The organism is Parvibaculum sp., from assembly GCF_049651025.1.
In the GTDB taxonomy this organism is placed as follows: domain Bacteria; phylum Pseudomonadota; class Alphaproteobacteria; order Parvibaculales; family Parvibaculaceae; genus Parvibaculum.
The window spans coordinates 43,692-59,425 of record NZ_JBASBH010000035.1; the positions used below are offsets into that span (position 1 = coordinate 43,692).

Here is a 15,734-nt window from a genome sequence, read left to right on the forward strand (position 1 = left end):
CTTTGAATCGATCTATTCTACCGCACAAGTGAAATTCCACTGATCAACATGATGGTCGCAATAATGATCCGCAGGGACAGGAGAACTGCGTAGAGAAAGTTAGCCGCAGTTTCCGTAGTCGGATCAATAGCGACCCATCCAGATAGGGAATTAGGCTTGAGGATCGGGGCGTCTCTTATACCCAGAACCCACCTTGCTAGTCCGGACGATATCGAGTGGCTTCAGGACTAAAGCCAGGCGACCGCGCCGAGCAGCATGCTGATATGGCCGTCGCCCCATAGCGGAAGCAGGAGGCGGCTATAGTCGCTCGTTCTGTAATAGGTCGGCGCATGGCCTTCGACTGTCGCGCTGGCTTGCGACTGGAAAAAGTGGAGCGGGTCATGCGTGTCGATCTCATCGGCAAAGCTGCCCGCAAGCGCCTTGCCATAGCGCGCGGAAACGTCCCGGCCGACGATGTCGAAGCGAAAGCGTTCGGGCCTGGTGAATGCGGCAACGAGCATCAACCTGCCCTCCAGCCCGGGCAGGTCGGTCAGCTTCACATCGTCCCAATAGGGCATATCGCTTGCCTGACCACGTATCAGGCCCTTCCAGTAGGCGTGCACCTTGGCGAGATCGTCTTCGAGATGCGGAGGCAGGATGTAGGCGGAGGCGGCGTTGGTCATTTTGGCTTCCTGCTTGCGGGTGATGTGTCGAGCCGTTTTCCGAATTGCTTCGACCCGTTCTCGGTAAAAGAATCTTCAGTCCATGATTGAAGCGGCGCGTCGCCGAGCGCGCGATAGATGCGTTGCAGATATGCGAAAGCTTTTTTCCTTGCGCCCGTTTCATCCACGAGACCCTTGCGATTGTAATAGTCCTGATAGGCGGGATGCGTGCGCAGCGGCGAGCGGAAATCCTTGAGCACCCAGGGCGAAAGGCCGCGAAGCCTGTGGCTCTTCGCCAACATGGCGAGCTGGAGTTCATAGAGCCTGAGCTGGTAGGACTCCGACATCATCGTCTGGTCGTCGCCTTCGAAACCCGCTTTCGCGTCGGCACCGAATTCCGTAACGATGAGCGGCTTGTCGGCGACAGGGTCGAAGGTCAGTTCCTGCATCAGGACGAGGAACATGCGCGCCATTTCCGCCTCATCCATCGGTACAGTGCGCGCCCATTGCGCCGCATAGTACCAGCCGAAATATTCGTTCCAGGCAATGACATCCAGATATTCCGCCAATGGATCGTCGATCGCGAGCGCAGGCGCACGAGCGAGCGTCTGGAGAATTGCAGGATTGCTCGCGTCGACGCCGTCTGCGGCGAAAGCGCTGCGGATGGGCGCCTTGGTCCGTTCATCGACGGACGGGTCCAGCAGGAGCCGCGCACGGATTGTTGCGACGACAGGTTTGCGCACATCCTTGTCGCGGCCATAGATCGCCGCGGAGACGAGGCGAGTGCCGTCGAGAGCGCGCACGTCATCAATAAGATTCTTGAGGAATTCGAGGCGCGAAGCGGTTGGCGGCGTTTCATTGGCGACCGACCAGATGATGACGCTGGTACGATTTCTGTCGCGCTCGACCATCGTCCGCACTTGCGCCTTTGCATTTTCGAGCGTCGCCGGATTGTCCCAGGAGATCTGCCAATAGACGGGCGATTCCGACCAGACCAGAAGGCCTAGTTCGTCGGCAAGCCGCGTCACATATTCATTGTGTGGATAGTGCGCGAGCCGCACGAAATTGCAGCCGAGTTCCACGGCGAGCGAAAGAAGTGCGCGGGCGTCCTCCGGTCCGAAGGCGCTGCCGTCATGGCGCGGGCTTTCTTCATGCGCAGAGATTCCTTTGAGGAAAACAGGCGCGCCGTTCAGCAGAATATCGGCCCCGCGCCGCTCGACCATGCGAAAGCCGATGCGGTCGCGGATCGTCTCGCCGTTGAAATTCAATTCAACATCGTAAAGCTGCGGGTGCGCTGAAGACCACAGGCTTGCCCTGGTGTCGAAGACCGTTTCGGCAAGGCCCTCTGCATCGACGGTTGCGCGCGCCGTTTCTCCGAGCGCTGGCAGAACGACTTCGATTTCGCGTCCGGTCGTCGCGCCTTCGACATGAAATGTCGCACGGATGCGGCGCGTGGCGAGATCGTCGAGCCTGATCCAGTAATCGCGGATATAGGGATCGGGGAGCGAGAGAAGCAGAACCTCGCGCTTGATGCCGCCATAGTTCCACCAATCGGTGAGAAGCGTCGGCACGGTTTCCGCATCGACCCGCGCATCCACCTTGACGATCAGAAAATTGTTTCCGTTCTTCAATGTCTCTGTCACGTCGAAGGCAAAGGGCGTGTAGCCGCCTTCATGCGTTCCGATGCGCGTGCCGTTGAGCCAGATTTCGGCCCGATAATTGACTGCGCCGAAGTGAAGAAGGTAGCGGCGTCCCGGCTCCCACGCGGCTGCAAAGTCTCTGCGATACCAGACAGTCGATTCATAAAAGAACAGACGCGCATCCTGCGTGTTCCAGTCGCGGCCTGTCTGGAGCGTGTGCCGGTCGTCGAATGCGAATTCGATGAGCTCAAGCCCCTGCGCGCTCTCGCGGCCCTCGGTGAGACCATCAATATTGCGGCCCGGCAACGGCGGATGAAGCCCCGGGCTGCGCGGATCGACAATGATGCGCCATGCACCGCCAAGATCGAGATGTGCACGCCCGAAGGGGTTCTGGATCAGAGACGCATCATGAGCTTGTATGGCGGTCATGCGGTCAGCTCACTCTGCGGATGAGGTCCGCATACCAGCGGGCCGACGACTTCGGCGTGCGCTTCAGCGTCTTGAAGTCCACATAGACGAGGCCGAAGCGGTTGGAGAAGCCTGCGCCCCATTCGAAATTGTCGAGAAGTGACCAGACGAAATAGCCGCGCACATCGGCGCCCGCCTTGACCGCCTCGCCAAGTGCGTGGGTATAGGCGCGGAGATAGTCGACGCGTTTCTCGTCGAGAATTTCGCCTGCCGCGTTCGGCGCGTCATTATCGCCGCAACCATTCTCCGTCACATAGATGGGAAGTTTGTAACGCTTTGCCGTGTCGATCAGGATTTCGCGGAAGGCATCGGGATGGATCGGCCAGCCGATGCCGGTATGGGCGGCACTGTCCGGCGACTTGCCCCAGCCGAAGCCGAGCTGCGCGCCCGCATCGGCGCGCGCATAGATCGGCGAATAATGATTGAGGCCGAACCAGTCGGTCTTGCGGCAGATCTGCGCCATGTCGCCGGCTTTCTGATAGGGCTCCATGTCGAGCGCGGCGAGCGGCGGATAGGCGGCAAAATTCTGCGGATCGGGGAAAATCAGATTCCAGTGCGTGTCGAGAAGCGCCGCCGCTTGCGCGTCCTCCGCACTGTCGCTTTCGGGATAGACCTGCTGGCGGTTATGCACGATGCCGATGGAAGCATCGGGGACAAGCGAACGGATCACATCGACGGCGCGGCCATGCGCAAGGTTCAGATGATGGACCGCCTTGAAGTAGGATGCCCTCTCCACGATGCCCGGCGCATTCCAGCCCATGGCATAGCCGAACATGGTTGAGACGGATGGCTCGTTAAAGGTGGCGAAGCGCTTCACACAGTCGCCGTAGCGGCGCGAGATGAGCGCCGCATAGTCGGCGAACCATCCGGCTATATCGCGGCTCGTCCAGCCGCCGAGATCGTCCAGCGCTTGCGGCAGATCCCAATGATAGAGGCAGAGCCACGGTTCGATCCCTGCTTCGAGCACGCTGTCGATCAGACGGTCGTAGAAATCGAGGCCCTTTTCATTGGTAACGCCGCGTCCGAGCGGAAGCACACGCGGCCAGGCAATCGAAAACCGATAGGCTTTCAAACCGAGATCGCGCATCAATGCAACGTCTTCGGCATAGCGGTGATAATGGTCGCAAGCGACATCGCCCGTGTCGTCATGGGCAATGCGGCCATTCTGGCGGCAATAGGTGTCCCATATGCTTGCGCCGCGCCCGTCCTCCTTCGCCGCGCCTTCGATCTGATAGCTCGATGTCGACGCACCCCAGAGAAATCCCTTCGGAAGCACGTTCTTCTGCAACTCGACGGTTGCGGCCTTGGCGTCGGTGACGATGGGGGATTGTGTCATGATCCGTCTTTGCTGATCGGCACGAGGCGTGCGTTTTCGGCTCTTTCAAGGCAGAGCTTGCGGTCGTGAAATCTTTCGAGCGCGGGGTGAAAACCGATCGTCATGATCGTGGCGTCCGGGAATTCGTGCCGCAACGTCTCCATCATTTTCTCTTCACCCTTTGGGTCGAAAGCGTCGCTGGCTTCCTGCATGAATATCCAGCTCGGGCGATGGAGAAAGAGCCGCGCGAATCCGAGGCGTTGCTGGCCGCGCTGCGTGAGCACCTGATCCCATGCTTCAACATCGCCGAGCCTCATGGTGAGATAGCCGAGCCCAGCATGATCGAGCGCCGCGCGGATGACATTGTCGTCAAAGAGATCGGGTTCGTCCGGATAGCTGATCGCCGTGCGCAGGGAGCCATGCGGAATGAAGGGGCGTTGCGGCATGAAAAAGATGGACCGGTCCTTCGGCAGAAGGACGCGGCCCCTGCCCCACGGCCAGAGCCCGGCGACCACTTTGAAGAGATCGACGGCGGCGTCTGCGTCCCCGTCAATCAGCACCCGTTCGCCTTCGCGGATTTCAACATCGAATCCGTCGAGAACGTGCGGGCCTTCGGGCCTCGAGATATGCAGATCGCTGATGATGAGTGTCGGTATAGCGGCGGTGGCAAATTCGATGCGCTCTTCCATGCCGTCGACAGGTTGTTCGTCTAGCGCGGCGAGGTCGTCATGCAACGACAGAACACGATTGGCGGATGCGCTCCACCTTGCCATGTCTGCCAGATTATCGATCGGCCAGGACAGGGCGGAGGTAAGTTTCTGGAACGCCTGAGCCGTCTGCATCAGAACGCCGAGCGACATGGTGCCGGCAATATATTGCGGGGCGCAAACGAGGATCGGGAAAACCGGAAGCAGCGCGCCATAGCCGGAGGTGAAGAACAGGATCCACGTATAGGCCAGCGTCTGGCGGCCCCACCATTCGCGAATGTCGGAGAAGAGAGCGAATGACCGCTGCCGTTCCATCTTTTCGCCGCCGACCAGAGCAATCGCTTCGGCTTGTTCGCGCGCACGGGCGAGGCCGAAACGGAAATTGGCCTCGACCGTTTGCAGCCCGTTCGTCGATCTGACGAGAGGCTGGCCAAGGATAAGTCCCATCACAGTGCCTGCACCCGCATAGGCAAAGGCGAGCACAACCATGTAGCCCGGAACATGCAATGACGAGCCGTTCAGGCTGACCGTGGTGCCACCGGCGACGGAGAGCAGAATGTCGACAAAGCTGCCGAGAATGAGCAGCGAGTAGACCAGCGTATGGCTGAGGCTGATCGCAAGATCGGTAACGATGTTGATGTCGTCAGCGATGCGGCCGTCGGGATTGTCGTGCTCGCCCGGCGTAAAGGTGAGCCGGTAATGGCGCTTCTCCGACATCCAGCGGTCGATGACATGTCTGGTGAGCCAGCCGCGCCAACTGATCTGCAGCCGCTTTTTTACCTGCAAATGCATGGCGGCCACGGCCATGGTGAGGCTGAAGATGATGGCGAAAATACCGATCTGGGCGAGGAAGCGGGAGGTGGATCGCTCGCCAAGGGCGTCGAACAGCGCGCCGTTCCAGTAATTCGTCCAGATGGCGAGGACGACTTGCGCCAAGGTCAACAGCACAAGACCGGCTGTGAGGCCGATTGCCTTCCACCGGTCTTCCGTGGTCCAGAAAGGCGCGGCCATGCGGATGAAACGCCGCAAGAATCGATAGCGAGAAAGGATCGAGCCTTCCGGGGTGCGGCGGACGATGGGAGCGTCGATCGTCATCTGTCCTTCAGTCCGGCTTCATGCGAATGGCTGGCAGGGACACGTAAAGACTACTCCCTTGTCTTTCCCGGCGTCGAGATAGCGAATTGGCGCCGCAACGGGCCTGCTCCTATCCGGCGGAGACGTGGCCGTGTTGCAGCGTTCGGACTTGTACGTTTCGGCGCACGCACTGCTTCGGCGTCCGCAAGGATGGTCATGGTGCGGATGACGCTTTGCGGATTGACGCTGATCGAGTCGATGCCGAGCTTTGCGAGAAAACGTGCGATCCCGGGGTTATTCGCAGGCGCTTCGCCGCAAATGCCGACATGGCGGCGGTTGCGCTTTGCGCCGGTGACGGCGAGACGCAGCATTTCCATCATGCCGGGATCTCCCTCGTCGAAGTCGAAGGCGACGATTTCGGAATCGCGGTCGACACCGAGCGTAAGCTGCGTCAGATCGTTCGAGCCGATGGAGAAACCGTCGAAAAGCTCGGAGAAAGCGTCGATGCGGATCACATTGTTCGGAATCTCGCACATGACAAAAATTTCGAGGCCGTTTTCGCCGCGCTTCAGCCCGTGTTCGGCCATGCTGGCGATGACTTTGCGCGCCTCTTCTTCGCGGCGGCAGAAGGGAACCATGATCTTGAGATTGTCGAGGCCCATCTTGCCGCGCACCCTGGCAAGCGCCGCACATTCAAGCGCGAAGCCCGCCGCATAGGCCTGATGCGTATATCGCGAGGCGCCGCGAAAACCGAGCATGGGATTGGCTTCCTTCGGTTCGAAAGCCGCGCCCGCGATGAGGCTTGCATATTCGTTCGTCTTGAAGTCGGAGAGCCGGACGATGACCGGCTTTGGATAGAAGGCGGCGGCTATCGTGCCGACACCTTCCGAAAGTTTCTCGACGAAGAAGTCCGCCGGCTTCTTGTAGCCTCGCGTCAGCGTTTCGATTTTCCTGCGGTCGCTTGCAGATGCCACCTTCTTCGGTGCGGCAAGGGCCATGGGATGAACGCCGATATATTCGTTGATGATGAATTCCATCCGCGCAAGGCCGACGCCGTCATTGGGCAGCATGGCTGTGCGGAAGGCGAGATCGGGATTTCCGAGATTGACCATGATGGCGGTCTTCGGTCGCTTCAGCTTGTCGGTCGTCATCCGCGTGACGTTGAAGGGAACGGCGCCCTTGTAGATGTGGCCGGTCTCACCCTCGGCGCAGGAGATCGTGACGATCTCACCCGTCTTGATCTTTGCGGTCGCACCTTCCGCACCAATGACCGCAGGCACGCCCATCTCGCGCGCGACAATGGCGGCGTGGCAAGTGCGGCCGCCATGATCGGTCACGATCGCCGCCGCCTTTTCCAATACGGGTTGCCAGTCAGGGCTTGTCGTTCGCGCCACCAGAACCTCACTGGGCTTGAATTTGGCGAGGTCTCGCTTGTTCACGATGACGCGGGCCTTGCCGGTCGCGATCTTCTCGCCGACGGCGCGGCCGGACGCGACGACGGCGCCCTTTCCTTTCAGCGCATATGTTTCAAAAACATTCGTCGCCCGCTGGGAGGCGACCGTCTCGGGCCGCGCCTGAATGATGTAGAGGCGGCCATCCACTCCGTCCTTCGCCCATTCGATATCCATGGGCATCGGATGGCCTGCTGCCTTCGAGTAATGACCCTCGATCGCCATAGCCTGACCGGCAAGGTCCAGCGCCTCGCGGTCGGAAATGCAATAGCGCTCGCGATCGATGCGCGGCGTCTTCACGAGACGCGTGCTTACCTCCTTCTTCACGCGCGCGTATTTGAGCTTCACTTCCTTCGCTCCGAGCGAGTGGCGAAGAATGGCGCGATGGCCTGCCTTGAAGGTCGGCTTGTGCACATAGAACTCGTCCGGATCGACCTGACCCTGCACAATCGTTTCGCCAAGGCCATAAGCGCCAGTGATGAAAACAACGTCGCGAAAGCCAGACTCCGTATCCAGCGTGAACATCACACCGCTCGCCGCCATATCCGAGCGCACCATCTTCATGACGGCGACGGAGAGAAAAACCTTGGAATGGGCAAAGCCACTATTATTCCGGTAGACGATAGCGCGGTCGGTGAAGATGGACGCAAAGCAGCGGCGACAGGCATCGATCACATGGGGCAAGCCGCTCACATTGAGGAAGCTTTCGTGCTGGCCCGCAAAACTTGCAGTCGGCAGGTCTTCGGCAGTGGCGGAACTGCGCACGGCGACCGCGACGTTCTTGCCATATTGCTTCTGCAACGTTGCATAGGCCGTCTCGATCTGCTGCCTGATTTCGTCCGTTCCCGTTGCTCGGTAAACGATATCGCGCGCCTTGGCGGCGTTGCGGGCGAGCGTCCTGGTATCGGCGCGCTTGAGGCCCTTGAGGAGCGGCGCGAGCTTTTCCCAGGCCCCCGCCTTGGTCAGCGCGTCGCGATAGGCCCCGGCGGTCAGCGCAAAGCCGTTTGGAACGCGAACGCCCGCGTCGGATAGCGCGTTGTAAAGCTCGCCAAGCGACGAGGTCTTGCCGCCGACAAGCGATACGTCCGCGACATGGATGTCCTTAAACCAGCGAATGTAATCGTGATGCGGCATGACGCTCTTCTCCCCCGGCACAACGGCCAGAGTCTTATGCACAATCGGCCCGCCCGAAACATTGATTGAGGTCAAAGGCCTGGGATCAAGAGCCTGACAATATGATCGGGGCAATTCGCCCCAAAGCCCGCGATCCCGGGATCGAGAAAATCGGAGAAGCCCATGGACAGCGACGAAGCTGACCTCGCAAGACGCCGCTCCAATATGGTCGATCTGCAGATCGCCGCGCGGGGTGTACTGAGCGCGAATGTGCTGGAGGCGATGCGAAAGGTACCGCGCGAGGCCTTCCTGCCGCATGAGATGCGGGAATTCGCCTATGACGACGCGCCGCTTCCCATTGCCGAAGGGCAGACGATCTCTCAACCCTATATCGTGGCCTTGATGACAGAGGCTCTCGGCCTTGAAGGCAATGAGCGCGTGCTCGAGATCGGGACGGGATCGGGTTACGCCGCCGCTGTCCTGTCGCGCATCGCAGGCGAAGTTTACACCGTCGAGCGCGTCGGCCAGCTCGCGGAAAAGGCCGCGACGGTGCTTGCCGATCTCGGCTATGCCAATGTGCATGTCAACCATGCCGACGGAACAATGGGCTGGAACAGAGGCGCGCCTTACGATGCAATCGTCGTGACAGCGGGCGGGCCGGAGGTGCCGGAAGCACTGAAGAACCAACTCAGGATCGGCGGCAGGCTCGTCGTACCGGTCGGCGACGATCCACGCTTGCAGGAGCTTGTGCGCGTCACGCGGCTTTCCGAAAACGAATACAAGACGGAGGAACTTCTCGATGTTCGCTTCGTGCCGCTGGTCGGCGAGGCGGGATGGACGCAGGCGGAAGCCGAGGCGGGCGCACCACGGAAAGCCCGGGCACCCGAGACGGAGGATGCAAAGCTTGCAAAGGCGATCGCAAGGGAGAGCGAGCCGTTCGGCAGCATCGACAATGCAGACCTCGAACCGCTCCTGAAACGTATCGGCGATGCGCGCGTCGTCCTGCTTGGCGAGGCAACGCATGGCACGTCGGAGTTCTATCGCATGCGGGAGCGCATTTCGCGCACGCTCATCGAAAAGAAGGGCTTCTCCTTCATCGCCATCGAGGGCGACTGGCCGGATGCTGCACGCATCGACCATTATGTGCGCCACGCCGAATATCCGCCTTCCGAATGGACGGCCTTTGCGCGCTTTCCGGTCTGGATGTGGCGCAACAGGGAAGTACGCACCTTTGTCGACTGGCTCCGCGCTCACAACGCCGCGGTCGAGCCCGCGCGCCGCGTCGCCTTTCACGGCCTCGATCTCTACAGCCTCTATAATTCAATTCGCTCGGTGCTCGCCTATCTCGATGAGGTCGATCCGGCGACGGCGGAGGTCGCGCGCAGGCGCTACGGCTGCCTGACGCCCTGGCAGACGGACCCGGCGACCTATGGCCATGCGGCGCTCACGGGGACATACCGGACCTGCGAGAAAGAGGTCGTGCACATGCTCTCCGATCTTCTGGAGAAGCGGCGCGCCTATGCCGAGAGCGACGGCGAGCGTTTTCTCGACGCGGTGCAGAATGCGCGCCTCGTCGCCAACGCGGAGCGCTACTACCGTATCATGTATTATGGTTCGCGCGCGTCATGGAATCTGCGCGACACGCATATGTTTGAAACGCTGAAGGCGCTTCTCGGCTTTCACGGCGCAGGAAGCAAGGCAATCGTCTGGGCGCATAACTCGCATGTGGGCGATGCGTCGGCGACGGAAATGTCGGCGCGCGGCGAAACCAATATAGGCGAGCTTTGCAGGCGCGAATTCGGATCCGCCGTCTATTCCATCGGCTTCGGCACGAATAGCGGCACGGTGGCGGCCGCGTCGAACTGGGAAGCGCCGATGGAGATCAAGAAGGTGCACCCTGCCCTGCCCCAAAGCTATGAGCGGCTTTGTCATGAAACCGGCAGCGAGCGTTTCTTTCTCAAGCTGCGCGCGCCGATCGCGACGGATATCGCGCAAGGCCTGTCGAAGCCGCGCCTCGAACGCGCCATCGGCGTCATCTACCGGCCCGAGACGGAGTTGCAGAGCCATTACTTCGAAGCGACGCTGCCACGGCAGTTCGACGAATATGTCTGGTTCGACAAGACGCGAGCCGTGACGCCTTTCGAGACCGAGGAGCTTGAGGATATGCCCGACACCTATCCGTTCGGGCTCTAGCGGCGGCCTTCACATTGCGTCTTTCAAGACCCATGTGTCGCCCCTCTTGCGGTAGCCTTTCTTGACCGCCGCCCATGCCACGCGAAAAGCCGCTTCCTCCCGGCGCGCGCCTTCCGACGCATACTGGTTCCAGGCATGGTTGAATGCCTCGCGGAAAATGTCCTGCGCATGGGCAGGAAGATGGCCGCGCACCGTAGGAGGCAGATCCGCATTCGTTTCATAGGGCATGCAATGCCTCGCGCGACGCTAGAGATTTTCGGTGAAGTCGGCGCAACTCTCGTCAAAGGCATCGAGCCCTTCCTCCAGATAGTCGCCAAGAAGAGGAAGGCCCAGAAGATATTCTGCCGTGCGTGGATTATGCGCATCGCGTGCAGCTTCCAGTGCCTCATCCCACTCTTCAGCGCTGTAGGTGCCGCGTCCCACCCATGCGAGCGCGACGAGCGCGATCTGCTCATCCTCGGCGAGGCCACGGATAAAGGCGACCAGTTGCTGCCGCGTCGGATCGTCTGAAAAATCCTCAAGGGCGTCGCGCATGTCATCATCCGTCGGGTTCGACCCTGAATCCGGATCGGACACCTCCGCCTTCACATCGAACATGCGCGCCTTCTGGATGATGTAGCAAACTTTTTCAGTGCTGATTTCAGGCATGGAGCCTCCTGCGCACATGAGTTCTGTCGTCCACGGCTCCCTAGGCTTCGATGATGACCTTCAACGCATGGGTCTTGGCCGCGTCTGTGAAGGTCTCGTATGCCTCGATGATATTGGCGAGCTTGAAGCGATGCGTAATGAGAAGCTTCGGATCGATCTTTTTCGACTGAACTGTTTTCAGAAGCATCGGCGTCGTCACCGTGTCCACGAGGCGCGTCGTGATGGAGATATTCTGCGACCAGAGCCTTTCGAGATGCAAATCGACCTTGATACCGTGGACGCCCACATTGGCGATCGTGCCGCCGGCTCCCACAATGTCCTGACAGATGAGAAAGGTCGCGGGAACGCCGACCGCCTCGATGGCTGTGTCAACTCCGTGCCCGCCCGTCATTTTCATCACCGTCTCGGCCGCCTTGCCGTCCGCACTGTTGATCGTCGCGGTTGCGCCGAAGCGTTTTGCAACTTCGAGCCGGTTGTTATCGAGATCGATCATGATGATCTCGGCGGGCGAATAGAATTGCGCAGTCAGAAGCGCGGCAAGGCCGATGGGCCCCGAGCCGACGATGGCGACGGTGTCGCCCGGCTTAACCTTGCCGTTGAGCACGCCGCATTCAAAACCTGTCGGGAGAATGTCGCTCAGCATGACGAGGGCTTCCTCGTCCGAGCCGGCGGGTATGGGATAGAGACTCGTGTCGGCATGAGGGATGCGTACAAACTCGGCTTGCGTGCCGTCGATCTTATTGCCGAGAATCCAGCCGCCGGTCGTGCAATGGGAATACATACCCTTGCGGCAATACTCGCATTTGCCGCATGCCGAAATGCAGGAGATGAGAACGCGGTCGCCCTTCTTGAATGCAGTAACGGCGGCGCCTGTCTTCTCGACGATCCCGACGCCTTCATGGCCGAGGATGCGCCCCGGCTCGCAGGTCGGAACGTCGCCTTTGAGGATATGAAGATCAGTGCCGCAGATCGTCGTGCGGGTCATCCTGACGATGGCGTCGCTCGGATCGACGATCTCGGGCGTCGGGCGGTCCCGCAGAGCTTTCTTGCCCGGCCCTTGATAGACGAGAGCTTTCATTTCCTCTTCCTCCTCACAACACTAACGGATCCAGTGGACATGCGGCGCATGCCTGTCGGTAGCTTCGGGCCAGGCGGCGGGATGGCCGACAATGATGGGGGCGACTGCGACTTGCGCAGGCGGCAGGCCGAGTTCGGCCTTCGTCGCCGATTTGTTGAACCAGGGCCGGGCGAGCCCGACCCAGCAGGTGCCGAGATCGCAGGCGCGGGCGGCCAGCAACAGGTTCTGTCCGGCGAGACAGCAATCCTCCGCCGCCTGGGCTTCGGGACCGGTGGCGTAGATGACGATGAGTGCAGGCGCACCGTAGAAAATCGAGAAATTGCGATCCTCAAGCGTCGGCCGCATGTGGCTGAGCTGCGGATAGGCATCGAGTTCCGCCAGCAGCGACGCCTTGGCAAGCTCGCCCAGCGTTGCGACCCGTTCCTTGCCGAGGGCCACAGCGAAAGCCCATGGCTGCATATTCATCGCGCTTGGCGCTGCGATGGCAGCCGCAATCAATTCGTCGATATCTGGCTGGGCGATGTGCTTGTCGCTATAGGCCCGCACTGCGCGCCGGGTCTTGATCGTCTGAAGAAGGTCCATGCCGGGCGCTCCTGACGGGACAGACAAACATGCCGTATCCCTTGTCATTTAGCGCCCGTGACGCCTCACGCGCATTGACCTCGATCAACTTGCCCGGCCTGAGCGACCGCGCCCCGAAAGGTTCGGACAGGCTTTGCAGTAGGTAAAAATCCCTAGCCGATTTCCGGCCTTAATCGAGAAATGGGGGCTGCCGCTATCCAAAATCCTTGTAGTATCAAGGCCGGACAAGGCTCGAATATTTCGAGAGAACGCACCGCTTCGTGTGCTGAAGGGGTGATCGACGCAGGCACTCCAACAAGAAGTGAGCGGCATGTTCAAATCCATATTTGTTCCCACCACAGGTTTTTCCAACGATCCGGCCGCGCTCGAAACGGCGCTCGCGGTCGCGCGCACCTTCGGTGGGCATCTCGATTGCGTGCATGTGCATCCCGATCCATCGCAGATATTCATGCAGGCTGCAGGCTATGACGTAGGCATGGGCACGGGTGCCGCCTTCGCCGTCGGAGACATCGCAACAGCGCTCCAGGAGGAGGACAGCAAGCGGACCGAGCGATCCCGGAAAACCTTCGATGCTTTTTGTCTGCGCGAAAAGCTGGAACAGGTAAGCCTGGCTCCCTGCCCGCGCGCGCCGACCGCCGCCTGGACCGAACTCATGGGCCGCGAGATCGACATTCTGACCCGGCAGGCGCGTGTTCATGATCTCACCGTGATCGGGCACCCGACGCAGTGGGGCGGGCTCACGCGCGAGATGATGGGCAGCATGCTTCTCGGCAGCGGGCGGCCGCTCCTCCTCGCGCCCGCGAAAGCGCCCGCTCGTCTCGGCGAAACGATTGCGATCGCATGGAAGGACACAGCGGAGTCGGCCCGCGCCATCACGGCGGCGATGCCCTTCATCGCCAAGGCGCGGCAGATCGTGCTCATCAACATCGCCGAGCATGACGCTGTAACAATCGAGGCGGTCGATGCGCTCGCCAGGAACCTGCGCTGGCACGATGTTCAGACAGACATCCGCTATCTCGCCCATCCCTGCGGTTCGATACACGACACGATCCTGACGATCGCCAAGGAAGTGAGCGCGGATATGCTGGTGATGGGCGGCTATAGCCACAGCCGGGTCAGCGAGCTTATTTTCGGCGGCTTCACGCGGCATGTCCTTGCCGGCACCGAACTACCCATATTGATGGCGCACTGAGGTTCCTGCTCTATTTTCTGGCCGAAGTTTTCGATTTTGAAAGAGGCTGGTTGATCATGGAAGTGCTCGCAACTGACCGGCTTAGCCGCCGCTTCGGCAATGTTCAGGCGGTCGACAACTTCACATTGTCGATTGCACCCGGCGAAGTATTCGGCCTTCTCGGCCGGAACGGTGCCGGAAAGAGTACGCTCATAAAAATGTTGACGACGCCGCTACCGCCGACGTCAGGCAGCGCAACGGTGTGCGGATACGACATCGTCCGGCAAGCCGCGCAGGTGCGGCACATATCCGATGAGCATCATGCCGACCTGGCTGCAGTGGGTTTCCCATTTCAACCCGTTGACCTATGAGGTCGATGGGCTTCGGACGCTCATGCTCGAAGGCGGGGAGAGCGCCTTCGGCCTTGGCGCGGATGCCCTGATCCTCTGCACCACTCTTGCGATACTCGTCTTTATCGGTAGACGGATGTATCCGCGTCTGGCGACATAGTGGAACACCGCGAATATGCGAGAACTATCTTCACAAGAGATTTATCGAGCGAGGCAGGAAGGCCCGCAATCTTCGAATGAAGGACAGCCCGACTTCCGACCAATAATTTGATACGGCTTTGCGCCCCTCAAACATTCGGGAGTTACCGATGCGTGCGATGATGCTCGAAAGCCCCGGCAAGCCGCTCGTCATGCGAGAGCTTCCCGATCCCGAACCGGGCCGCGGTGAAGTTCGCGTTCGCGTGCTCGCCTGCGGCGTCTGTCGCACCGACCTCCATGTCGTCGACGGTGAGTTGCCGGAGCCGAAGCTGCCCCTCATTCCGGGCCACGAAATCGTGGGAACGGTCGACAGGATCGGCGAGGGCGTGAGTGGTTTTACGCTTGGCCAGCGCGTCGGCATTCCGTGGCTCGGTGCGACTTGCGGCGTCTGTCGCTATTGCCGCGCGGGCCGCGAAAATCTTTGCGACAAACCGCTTTTTACCGGCTACACGCGCGACGGCGGCTATGCGAGCCATGCGATCGCGGATGCGAGATTTGTTTTTCCGCTCGGTGACATCGGTGACGACATCGCGGCGGCTCCCCTCCTCTGCGCCGGGCTGATCGGCTGGCGGTCGCTGAGGATAGCGGGCGATGGCGCGACGCTCGGCATCTACGGCTTCGGCGCAGCAGGCCATATCGTGCTTCAGGTTGCGCAGGCTCAGGGGCGCAAGGTCTTTGCCTTCGGACGCCCCGGCGACAAGGCCGCGCAAGACTTCGCACGCGCGCTCGGCGCCGACTGGGCGGGCGGATCGGACGAGATGCCACCGGAGCCGCTCGATATGGCGATCATTTACGCGCCGGTCGGCGATCTCGTTCCGACTGCGCTTCGCGCCGTTCGCAAAGGCGGCCGCGTCGTTTGCGCCGGTATTCACATGAGCGACATTCCAAGCTTTCCCTATAGCCTCCTCTGGGAGGAGCGGCAGCTCGTCTCTGTCGCCAATCTCACACGCGCGGACGCGGTCGAGTTTCTGAACCTGGCTCCCGGCTTCGGTATCAAGACGACGACGACCATCTATCCTCTCTCGCGCGCAAACGAGGCGCTCGACGATCTGCGCAGCGGTCATCTGGAAGGTGCCGCAGTCCTCGTGCCCTGAATGTCACGCCT

The 15,734-nt window shown here is 60.7% G+C and carries 14 protein-coding genes; 5 read left to right on the forward strand and 9 right to left on the reverse strand.

Features of this window, described 5'->3' with window-relative positions; translation table 11 throughout:
• Positions 1-227: 227 nt before the first annotated feature.
• The 5 genes from WA943_RS04630 to ppsA are packed head-to-tail and all read right to left on the reverse strand — an operon-like array spanning position 228 to position 8,430.
• Positions 228-662, reverse strand: a complete 435-nt coding sequence (locus WA943_RS04630; RefSeq protein WP_424468675.1) for a hypothetical protein — start codon at positions 660-662, stop codon at positions 228-230.
• Entirely contained in the window at positions 659-2,710 is a 2,052-nt protein-coding gene (locus WA943_RS04635; RefSeq protein WP_424468676.1) for a glycoside hydrolase family 2 protein, read from the reverse strand. The genes WA943_RS04630 and WA943_RS04635 overlap by 4 nt, the downstream gene beginning before the upstream one ends.
• A 4-nt stretch (positions 2,711-2,714) precedes the next feature.
• Positions 2,715-4,085 carry a GH1 family beta-glucosidase gene (locus tag WA943_RS04640; RefSeq protein ID WP_424468677.1) on the reverse strand — a complete coding sequence of 457 codons (1,371 nt, stop codon included), beginning with the start codon at positions 4,083-4,085 and terminating at the stop codon, positions 2,715-2,717.
• Positions 4,082-5,866, reverse strand: coding sequence for an ABC transporter ATP-binding protein/permease (locus WA943_RS04645; RefSeq protein WP_424468678.1), 1,785 nt, complete (start codon positions 5,864-5,866; stop codon positions 4,082-4,084). The genes WA943_RS04640 and WA943_RS04645 overlap by 4 nt, the downstream gene beginning before the upstream one ends.
• 50 nt (positions 5,867-5,916) lie before the next feature.
• Complete coding sequence (ppsA, locus tag WA943_RS04650) at positions 5,917-8,430, reverse strand: phosphoenolpyruvate synthase (RefSeq protein WP_424468719.1); 2,514 nt, start codon at positions 8,428-8,430, stop codon at positions 5,917-5,919.
• Between the two features lie 162 nt (positions 8,431-8,592).
• Here ppsA and WA943_RS04655 point away from each other — a divergent pair, with 162 nt between their 5' ends.
• Positions 8,593-10,602: a protein-L-isoaspartate(D-aspartate) O-methyltransferase gene (locus WA943_RS04655; protein WP_424468679.1), complete on the forward strand. Its 2,010-nt coding sequence runs from the start codon at positions 8,593-8,595 to the stop codon at positions 10,600-10,602.
• 9 nt (positions 10,603-10,611) lie between these two features.
• Here WA943_RS04655 and WA943_RS04660 read toward each other — a convergent pair whose 3' ends face one another.
• The 4 genes from WA943_RS04660 to WA943_RS04675 are packed head-to-tail and all read right to left on the reverse strand — an operon-like array spanning position 10,612 to position 12,910.
• Positions 10,612-10,830 carry a ChaB family protein gene (locus WA943_RS04660; protein WP_424468680.1) on the reverse strand — a complete coding sequence of 73 codons (219 nt, stop codon included), beginning with the start codon at positions 10,828-10,830 and terminating at the stop codon, positions 10,612-10,614.
• Positions 10,831-10,848: 18 nt separating this feature from the next.
• Entirely contained in the window at positions 10,849-11,250 is a 402-nt protein-coding gene (locus WA943_RS04665; RefSeq protein WP_424468681.1) for a DUF3775 domain-containing protein, read from the reverse strand.
• A 40-nt stretch (positions 11,251-11,290) separates the two neighbouring features.
• Positions 11,291-12,328, reverse strand: a complete 1,038-nt coding sequence (locus WA943_RS04670) for a zinc-dependent alcohol dehydrogenase family protein (protein ID WP_424468682.1) — start codon at positions 12,326-12,328, stop codon at positions 11,291-11,293.
• Between the two features lie 21 nt (positions 12,329-12,349).
• Positions 12,350-12,910 (reverse strand): nitroreductase family protein, encoded by a 561-nt coding sequence (locus WA943_RS04675; RefSeq protein ID WP_424468683.1) that lies wholly within the window; start codon positions 12,908-12,910, stop codon positions 12,350-12,352.
• A gap of 310 nt (positions 12,911-13,220) precedes the next feature.
• On the opposite strand from WA943_RS04675, the gene WA943_RS04680 reads away from it, so the two are divergent.
• The 4 genes from WA943_RS04680 to WA943_RS04695 all read left to right on the forward strand — a co-directional run bounded on the left by WA943_RS04680 (position 13,221) and on the right by WA943_RS04695 (position 15,723).
• Positions 13,221-14,102, forward strand: coding sequence for a universal stress protein (locus tag WA943_RS04680; protein WP_424468684.1), 882 nt, complete (start codon positions 13,221-13,223; stop codon positions 14,100-14,102).
• A gap of 56 nt (positions 14,103-14,158) precedes the next feature.
• Positions 14,159-14,452, forward strand: a complete 294-nt coding sequence (locus tag WA943_RS04685) for an ATP-binding cassette domain-containing protein (RefSeq protein WP_424468685.1) — start codon at positions 14,159-14,161, stop codon at positions 14,450-14,452.
• Positions 14,403-14,591 carry a hypothetical protein gene (locus WA943_RS04690; protein ID WP_424468686.1) on the forward strand — a complete coding sequence of 63 codons (189 nt, stop codon included), beginning with the start codon at positions 14,403-14,405 and terminating at the stop codon, positions 14,589-14,591. The genes WA943_RS04685 and WA943_RS04690 overlap by 50 nt, the downstream gene beginning before the upstream one ends.
• 148 nt (positions 14,592-14,739) lie before the next feature.
• Positions 14,740-15,723 carry a zinc-dependent alcohol dehydrogenase family protein gene (locus WA943_RS04695; RefSeq protein WP_424468687.1) on the forward strand — a complete coding sequence of 328 codons (984 nt, stop codon included), beginning with the start codon at positions 14,740-14,742 and terminating at the stop codon, positions 15,721-15,723.
• Positions 15,724-15,734 lie beyond the last annotated feature (11 nt).

Excerpts from the sequence above, each read along its gene's own strand:
- WA943_RS04630 (WP_424468675.1), bottom strand. The coding sequence starts at position 662 with ATGACCAACGCCGCCTCCGCCTACATCCTGCCTCCGCATCTCGAAGAC.
- WA943_RS04635 (WP_424468676.1), bottom strand. The coding sequence starts at position 2,710 with ATGACCGCCATACAAGCTCATGATGCGTCTCTGATCCAGAACCCCTTC.
- WA943_RS04640 (WP_424468677.1), bottom strand. The coding sequence starts at position 4,085 with ATGACACAATCCCCCATCGTCACCGACGCCAAGGCCGCAACCGTCGAG.
- WA943_RS04645 (WP_424468678.1), bottom strand. The coding sequence starts at position 5,866 with ATGACGATCGACGCTCCCATCGTCCGCCGCACCCCGGAAGGCTCGATC.
- ppsA (WP_424468719.1), bottom strand. The coding sequence starts at position 8,430 with ATGCCGCATCACGATTACATTCGCTGGTTTAAGGACATCCATGTCGCG.
- WA943_RS04655 (WP_424468679.1), top strand. The coding sequence starts at position 8,593 with ATGGACAGCGACGAAGCTGACCTCGCAAGACGCCGCTCCAATATGGTC.
- WA943_RS04660 (WP_424468680.1), bottom strand. The coding sequence starts at position 10,830 with ATGCCCTATGAAACGAATGCGGATCTGCCTCCTACGGTGCGCGGCCAT.
- WA943_RS04665 (WP_424468681.1), bottom strand. The coding sequence starts at position 11,250 with ATGCCTGAAATCAGCACTGAAAAAGTTTGCTACATCATCCAGAAGGCG.
- WA943_RS04670 (WP_424468682.1), bottom strand. The coding sequence starts at position 12,328 with ATGAAAGCTCTCGTCTATCAAGGGCCGGGCAAGAAAGCTCTGCGGGAC.
- WA943_RS04675 (WP_424468683.1), bottom strand. The coding sequence starts at position 12,910 with ATGGACCTTCTTCAGACGATCAAGACCCGGCGCGCAGTGCGGGCCTAT.
- WA943_RS04680 (WP_424468684.1), top strand. The coding sequence starts at position 13,221 with ATGTTCAAATCCATATTTGTTCCCACCACAGGTTTTTCCAACGATCCG.
- WA943_RS04685 (WP_424468685.1), top strand. The coding sequence starts at position 14,159 with ATGGAAGTGCTCGCAACTGACCGGCTTAGCCGCCGCTTCGGCAATGTT.
- WA943_RS04690 (WP_424468686.1), top strand. The coding sequence starts at position 14,403 with ATGCCGACCTGGCTGCAGTGGGTTTCCCATTTCAACCCGTTGACCTAT.
- WA943_RS04695 (WP_424468687.1), top strand. The coding sequence starts at position 14,740 with ATGCGTGCGATGATGCTCGAAAGCCCCGGCAAGCCGCTCGTCATGCGA.